Origin of the sequence: Mycobacterium sp. UM_Kg1, from assembly GCF_000972925.1 — a bacterium.
Taxonomy (GTDB): Bacteria; Actinomycetota; Actinomycetes; order Mycobacteriales; family Mycobacteriaceae; genus Mycobacterium; species Mycobacterium hiberniae.
Genome location: NZ_JRMK01000171.1, coordinates 1 through 7,241, shown reverse-complemented (window position 1 = coordinate 7,241; position 7,241 = coordinate 1). Strand labels below are relative to the sequence as shown.

Sequence of the window (7,241 nt, the reverse complement as noted above, 5' to 3'; positions counted from 1 at the left end):
CCCCAACACGGGGCGCCGAAGGCATGGCAAAAAACAACAACAAACAAAAACCACCAAACACACTATTGAGTTCTCAAACAACACGCCCGGCTTCAGGCAACCCCGCTACTATACTCCGTAGTTGGAGTTGAGTCAACTCCGAGTTTTTCGGGGCTTCCGGAAGGAGTTCCAGACTGCTGGTAGTTCCGCGGTCCGCGTCCCTCCGGCTCGACCTATATTACACGTTCTATCTCAGCGCCCAAATCGGCCAGGTTTTCCACGAACAACGGGTAGCCCCGATCGATGTGATACACGTCGTGGACCTCGGTGTCTCCGTCTGCGACCAGGCCCGCAAGCACCAGACCGGCACCGGCCCGGATGTCGGACGCCCACACCGGCGCGCTGGAGAGCTGCGGCAGACCGCGCACCACCGCGTGGTGTCCGTCGGTACGCGCATCGGCGCCCAGGCGGATCATCTCCTCGACGAACCGGAACCGGGCTTCGAAGACGTTCTCGGTGATCATCGAGGTGCCCTCGGCGATCGCCGCCAAGCCGATCGCCATCGGCTGCAGATCGGTGGGGAATCCCGGGAACGGCAGGGTGGCGACATTGACGGCCTTGGGCCGGTCGTACTGGACCACCCGGAAGCCGTTGTCGGACTGGGTGACGGTGGCACCCGCATCGTGCAACTTGTGCAGGACCAACTGCAGGTGCGCCGGGTCAACTCCGGTGATGGAGATGTCTCCGCGGGTCATGACCGCGGCAATGGCCCACGTCGCGGCGACGATCCGGTCGCCGATCACTTCGTGTTCGGTCGGGTGCAGGCGCGGCACCCCAGTGATCTTGAGCGTCGGCGAGCCGGCGCCTTCGATCTGGGCACCCATCTGGTTGAGCATCATGCACAGGTCGGCGACGTCGGGCTCGCGCGCCGCATTGTGGATGGTGGTGACACCCTCGGCCAGAACGGCGGCCATCAAGATGTTCTCGGTCGCCCCGACCGAGGGAAACTCCAGCTGGATCTCGGCACCCCGCAGCGCGTCGGCATGCGCCACCACACAGCCGTGCTCGATATTGCAGGTGGCACCCAGCTGGCGCAGGCCGGCCTGATGCATGTCGAGCGGACGCGACCCGATCGCATCGCCGCCGGGCAGCGCGACCTTGGCCCGCAGGCAACGGCCGACCAGCGGCCCGAGCACACACACCGAGGCCCGGAACTGCCGCACCGCGGCAAAGTCCGCGTCGTACTTCGGCTCATCCGGCGAGGTGATGCGCACCGTGGTGCCGTCCAGTTCGACGGTGGCACCCAGCCCGCGCAGCACCTCGGCCATCAACGGCACGTCCAGAATGTCCGGGCAGTTGGTGATGGTGCTGGTGCCCTCGGCCAACAGGGCCGCCGCCATCAGCTTCAGAACACTGTTCTTAGCCCCGCCGACCGCGACCTCACCGGACAACCGGTTACCCCCGGTAACCACAAAACGCTCTCCCACTCGCGTCAGTGTAGTGACGTCAGGTGTCGCGTCCCGACCAATCCGTCCCGGGGCCCCGGGGCCGGATCACGCGGGGCACCGCCCCGGTACGGTTTGGGCTATGGCCGTGCACATCACCCGCGTCTACACCCGCACCGGCGACGACGGAACCACCGGGCTCAGCGACTTCTCCCGCGTGCCCAAGACCGATCCGCGACTGGTGGCCTACGCCGATGTCGAGGAGGCCAACGCTGCCATCGGCGTCGCGATCGCCCTGGGCGAACCGGCCGACGACCTGCGGGCGGTACTGCTGCGGATTCAGAACGACTTGTTCGATGCGGGCGCCGACCTGGCGACGCCGCTGGCCGAGAACCCCAAGTACCCGCCGCTGCGGATCACCGAGGAATACATCGACCGCGTGGAAGCCTGGTGTGACGAGTACAACGAGCAACTGCCCGCGCTGAACTCCTTCATCCTGCCCGGCGGAACACCGCTTTCGGCCCTGTTGCACGTGGCCCGCACGGCGGTGCGTCGCGCCGAGCGCGCGGCCTGGGCGGCGCTGGAGACCTATCCCGAGGGAGTCTCGGTGTTGCCGGCCAAATTCCTCAACCGGTTGTCGGATCTGATGTTCGTGTTGTGCCGGGTGGCCAACGCCGGCGGCGACGTCCTGTGGAAGCCCGGCGGCGGATCTCCCGCCGACGCGCCCGAGGGCTGACGGCGCGCTGCGCGCCGGGGGTAGCTCAGTAATTCTGGCGCCGGGCCCGCGGTGACGGGCGAGCTTCCAACCACGACAGGAAGGCCGTCCGCGCGCCGCGATCCAGGGCGATCTCGAAGCCGGCCCGCCGGTCCTGGGTGGTGTCGCGCAGTTCCAGCACCACGATCTCGTCGGTCATGATGTCGAACTCGTCGCCCCGCGGAGCACGCCGGGCCACCACCTCCACCCCACCGCGGGACAGCCGGCGGTCCGGCCACAGCCGCACACTGGAGATCCGGTAAAAGGCCGCTTCGCCGCCCCGGTACCGGACCACGCCGTGGCGCCAGCCCTGCCCGCCGACCGCCGGCAGGTCGCGCATGATCGCCGCCGTGCCGCCCTGCCGCAGCTTCCACAGCCGGTAGCTCAGCGCTGTCACCGCGCCAAGGAGAACGGCGACGAGCACGACCATATACAGCATGGGCGTGCTCATCGGTTCACCCCGATTAGTCGATCACACCCAGGGCGCGCAGCCGTGCCCGTCCCTGAGCGGCCATCTTCGGGTCGCTGGACTGGGCCTCGTGCCGCGCGGTCGCCTCATCGATCTCCGCGGCGAAGTCGACCGCCTCGGCCAGGATGCTGACGCCCTCTTCGGTGACCGACAGGAAGCCGCCGTGCACGGCGAGCCGCAGCTCGCCCTCCTCGACGCGGTCAACCCGCACCATGGAGTCGTCGACGAGCTGGGCCACCAGCGGAATGTGCCCGGGCAGGATGCCGATCTCGCCGGCGGTGGTCCGGGTGAAGATGAACGTGGCCTTGCCCGACCACACCTTGCGATCGACAGCGACGATGTCGACGTCAAGCTCTGCCATTACCCACCGCCTTTCGCCGCCAGAAGATTCCGGGTCACAGCTTGGCGCCCAGGCTCTCGGCCTTCTTGGCCAGGTCGTCGAGGCCGCCGATCAGGAAGAACGCCTGCTCGGGCAGGTGGTCGAAGTCGCCCTTGGTCAGCCGGTCGAAGGCCTCGATGGTCTCCTTCAGCGGCACCGTCGAACCGGGCTGGCCGGTGAACTGCTCGGCTGCCATCATGTTCTGGCTCAGGAACCGCTCGATACGACGCGCCCGGCCGACCAGCTGCTTGTCCTCTTCGGACAGCTCGTCGATACCGAGGATGGCGATGATGTCCTGCAGGTCCTTGTAACGCTGGAGGATCCGGATGACCTCCTGGGCGACCCGGTAGTGGTCTTCGCCGACGATCGCCGGGTCCAGAATGGTGGAGCTGGAAGCCAGCGGGTCCACCGCCGGGAAGATGCCCTTGGAGAACACCGCACGGCTCAGCTCGGTGGTGGCGTCCAGGTGTGCGAACGTGGTTGCCGGGGCCGGGTCGGTGTAGTCGTCGGCGGGCACGTACACGGCCTGCATCGAGGTGATCGAACGGCCGCGGGTGGAGGTGATCCGCTCCTGGAGCTCACCCATCTCGTCGGCCAGCGTGGGCTGGTAACCCACGGCCGAAGGCATGCGGCCCAGCAGCGTCGAAACCTCCGAGCCCGCCTGGGTGAACCGGAAGATGTTGTCGATGAACAGCAGCACGTCCTGGCCCGCCTCGTCGCGGAACCACTCGGCCATGGTCAGGGCCGACAGCGCCACCCGCATACGGGTGCCCGGCGGCTCGTCCATCTGGCCGAACACCAGCGCGGTGTCCTTGAGCACGTTGGCGTCCTCGAGCTCGACCCACAGGTCGTTGCCCTCACGGGTGCGCTCTCCCACGCCGGCGAACACCGAGGTGCCACCGAAGTTGCGGGCGATACGGTTGATCATCTCCTGGATGAGCACGGTCTTGCCCACGCCGGCACCACCGAACAGGGCGATCTTGCCGCCACGCACGTACGGGGTGAGCAGGTCGACGACCTTCAGGCCGGTCTCGAGCATCTCGGTCCGCGGCTCCAGCTCGTTGAAGGCCGGAGGCTTGCGGTGGATCGCCCAGTGCTCGAAGTCTTCGCCATAGCCCGGCTTGTCCAGGCAGTTGCCGAGAGCGTTGAACACGTGGCCCTTGACCTCGTGGCCCACCGGCACCGAGATCGCTGCGCCGGTGTCGGTGACCTCGGTGCCACGCACCAGACCGTCGGTCGGCTGCATGGAGATCGTGCGGACCAGGTTGTCACCGAGGTGCTGGGCAACCTCGAGCGTCAGGGTCTTGGCCAGCTCCGAGAAGCTGATCTCGGCGTGCAGAGCGTTGAACAGCTCGGGCACCGCGCCCCGGGGGAACTCGACGTCGACGACGGGGCCGGTCACGCGCACCACGCGGCCGACGGTTGTCTTGTCAGCGGTAACAGTCATTATCTTCTTCGCTTCCTTGGGGACTTACCGGGCGGCGTCGGCGAGGGCATTCGCACCGCCAACGATTTCGCTGATTTCCTGGGTGATCTGAGCCTGGCGCTCGCGGTTGGCCTCAAGGGTCAACGCTTTGATCAAGTCGTCGGCGTTGTCGGTCGCCGACTTCATCGCGCGCTGGCGCGAAGCCAGCTCTGAGGCCGCCGAGTCGAGCAGCGCCGCGTACACGCGGGTTGTCAGGTACCGCGGCAGCAGCGAGTCGAACAGCGTGGTGGCGTCCGGTTCGAAGGAGTACAGCGTCCGGGGACCGGCCTCCTCGCCGACGTACTCCACCAGCATCGGGGCGATCCGACGCGCCTCCGCCGACTGCGAGAGCATCGACCGGAAGTCGGTGGCCACGATGTGCAACTCGTCCACGCCGAGCTGCCCGTCGGTGCCCGGGTGGTTACCGTCGTCGTCGGCACCGGCCAGGAACGCCTCCACCAGGGTCGAGGCGATCTCGGCGGCGTTCTCATACGTCGGCTGCTCGGAGAAGCCGGTCCAGGAATCGGTGACCGTCCAGTTCCGGAAGCTGTAGTACGCCAGGGCCTTGCGGCCGACGACGTAGAGCACCGGGTCCTTGCCCTCCGAACGCAGCAGCGCAAACAGCTCCTCTGCCCGGCGGAAGACGTTGGCGTTGTAGCCGCCACACAGACCACGGTCGGACGACACCACCAGGACACCCGCCCGCTTGGGCTCGCTGCGCTCGACCAGCAGCGGGTGGTCCAGGGCCGCCTCGGCAGCCAGCGTGGTGAGCAGCCGGGTGATCCCGTCGGCGTACGGCCGTGCGGTTTCGAGCCGAGCCTGCGCGCGGCCGATACGCGAGGTCGCGATCAGCTCCTGGGCCTTGGTGATCTTCTTGATCGACCCGGCGGAGCGGATTCGCCCGCGTAGTTCACGAAGTGTGGCTGCCATAGCGGCGTTACTTCTTCTTCGCCGGCGCGGCCTTGCGGACCTGCACCGCTTCCTTGCCGAGCTTGTCCTCGTCGAGTGCCTCGACGTGCTCGTCGGGAACCACCGAGCTGCCGTCAGTGGCGGCGAAACCCTTCTTGAACTGGTTGATCACCGCCACCAGCTTCTCGCTGGCCTCATCGGAGAGCTTCTTGGACTCCCGGATGCCGGTGAGGATGTCGCTCTCGGAGGCCCGGATGTGATCCAGCAGCTCGGCTTCGAAGCGACCCACGTCCTCGACCGGAACCGAGTCCAGGTGGCCTTCGGTACCGAGGAAGATCGAGACGACCTGCTCCTCGACCGGCATCGGCGCGTACTGCGGCTGCTTGAGCAGCTCCACCAGGCGCGCACCGCGCTCCAGCTGGGCCTTGCTGGTGGCGTCCAGGTCGGAGGCGAAGGCGGCGAAGGCCTCCAGCTCGCGGTACTGCGACAGGTCCAGACGCAGCGAACCGGCGACCTCTTTCATGGCCTTGATCTGTGCGGCGCCACCGACACGCGACACCGACACACCGACGTTGATGGCCGGCCGGACACCCTGGTTGAACAGGTCGCTTTCCAGGAAGCACTGTCCGTCGGTGATGGAGATGACGTTGGTCGGGATGTAGGCCGAGATGTCGTTGGCCTTGGTCTCGATGATCGGCAGGCCGGTCAGCGAGCCGCCACCGAGCTCGTCGGAAAGCTTGGCGCAACGCTCCAGCAGGCGCGAGTGCAGGTAGAACACGTCACCGGGGTAGGCCTCGCGGCCCGGCGGGCGGCGCAGCAGCAGCGAGATCGCGCGGTAGGCCTCGGCCTGCTTGGTCAGGTCGTCGAAGACGATCAGCACGTGCTTGCCGGAGTACATCCAGTGCTGGGCGATCGCCGAGCCGGTGTAGGGGGCCAGCCACTTGAAGCCGGCCGAGTCCGACGCCGGGGCGGCGACGATCGTGGTGTAGTCCATGGCGCCGCCCTCTTCCAGCGCGCGACGCACGCTGGCGATGGTGGTGCCCTTCTGGCCGATCGCGACGTAGACGCAGCGGACCTGCTGGTTGGGGTCGCCGGTCTCCCAGTTCTTGCGCTGGTTGAGGATGGTGTCCACGCACAGCGCGGTCTTGCCGGTCTTGCGGTCGCCGATGACGAGCTGACGCTGGCCGCGGCCGATCGGGGTCATGGCGTCGACGGCCTTGATACCGGTCTGCAGCGGCTCGCTGACGCTCTGGCGCTGCACCACCGAGGGAGCCTGCATCTCCAGGGGGCGGCGGGTCTCGGCCTCGATCTCGCCGCGGGCGTCGATCGGTTGCCCCAGCGGGTTGACGACGCGACCGAGGAAGGCGTCGCCGACCGGCACCGAGAGCACCTCGCCGGTGCGCTTGACCTGCTGGCCCTCTTCGATGTTCTCGAAGTTACCCAGGATGACCGCACCGACGTTGTGCTCGTCGAGGTTCAGGGCCACGCCCAGCCCCCCGCCGGGGAACTCGAGGAGCTCCTGGGTCATCACCGAAGGCAGGCCCTCGACGTGTGCGATGCCGTCGCCGGCGTCGATGACGGTGCCGACCTCCTCCCGCGCGGTTTCGGCACTGAAGGAGCTCACGTACTCCTCGATCGCCCCCTGAATGTCGTCAGAGGAGATTGTCAACTCTGCCATGGCTTTTCGTCTTCCTGCCTTCGAATGGGTATTGGGCTCTTAGACCTGGTAGGTCTTGGTCAGTCGGGCAAATGCGTCTTGGCGGCTGCAAGGCGTGACGACAGCGTGCCGTCGATCACCTCGTCGCCGACCGCGATGTCCAGCGTGACCAGTACGCCCAGGC

General features: G+C 67.3%; 8 protein-coding genes. 1 reads left to right on the top strand and 7 read right to left on the bottom strand.

Annotated features, from left to right (window positions below; all coding sequences use genetic code 11):
- Nucleotides 1-212: 212 nt before the first annotated feature.
- A complete protein-coding gene (gene murA / locus LI92_RS18620; protein ID WP_046321577.1) occupies nt 213-1,466 on the bottom strand; it encodes a UDP-N-acetylglucosamine 1-carboxyvinyltransferase in 1,254 nt (417 codons plus the stop codon).
- 100 nt (nt 1,467-1,566) lie between these two features.
- Here murA and LI92_RS18615 point away from each other — a divergent pair, with 100 nt between their 5' ends.
- Nucleotides 1,567-2,160, top strand: coding sequence for a cob(I)yrinic acid a,c-diamide adenosyltransferase (locus tag LI92_RS18615; protein WP_046321575.1), 594 nt, complete (start codon nt 1,567-1,569; stop codon nt 2,158-2,160).
- Nucleotides 2,161-2,185: 25 nt separating this feature from the next.
- Here LI92_RS18615 and LI92_RS18610 read toward each other — a convergent pair whose 3' ends face one another.
- From LI92_RS18610 to LI92_RS24415, 6 genes are all read right to left on the bottom strand, one after another.
- Nucleotides 2,186-2,629 carry a DUF2550 domain-containing protein gene (locus tag LI92_RS18610; RefSeq protein WP_046321573.1) on the bottom strand — a complete coding sequence of 148 codons (444 nt, stop codon included), beginning with the start codon at nt 2,627-2,629 and terminating at the stop codon, nt 2,186-2,188.
- 13 nt (nt 2,630-2,642) lie between these two features.
- On the bottom strand, nt 2,643-3,008 hold the full coding sequence (locus tag LI92_RS18605; protein WP_046321570.1) for a F0F1 ATP synthase subunit epsilon: 366 nt from the start codon (nt 3,006-3,008) through the stop codon (nt 2,643-2,645).
- A gap of 34 nt (nt 3,009-3,042) precedes the next feature.
- Nucleotides 3,043-4,473, bottom strand: coding sequence for a F0F1 ATP synthase subunit beta (gene atpD / locus LI92_RS18600; RefSeq protein WP_046321568.1), 1,431 nt, complete (start codon nt 4,471-4,473; stop codon nt 3,043-3,045).
- A gap of 24 nt (nt 4,474-4,497) precedes the next feature.
- On the bottom strand, nt 4,498-5,421 hold the full coding sequence (locus LI92_RS18595) for a F0F1 ATP synthase subunit gamma (RefSeq protein ID WP_046321566.1): 924 nt from the start codon (nt 5,419-5,421) through the stop codon (nt 4,498-4,500).
- Nucleotides 5,422-5,428: 7 nt separating this feature from the next.
- Nucleotides 5,429-7,078 (bottom strand): F0F1 ATP synthase subunit alpha, encoded by a 1,650-nt coding sequence (gene atpA, locus LI92_RS18590; RefSeq protein ID WP_046321564.1) that lies wholly within the window; start codon nt 7,076-7,078, stop codon nt 5,429-5,431.
- 59 nt (nt 7,079-7,137) lie between these two features.
- Nucleotides 7,138-7,241: hypothetical protein (locus LI92_RS24415; RefSeq protein ID WP_286135192.1), on the bottom strand; the 104-nt coding region annotated here is incomplete at its 5' end.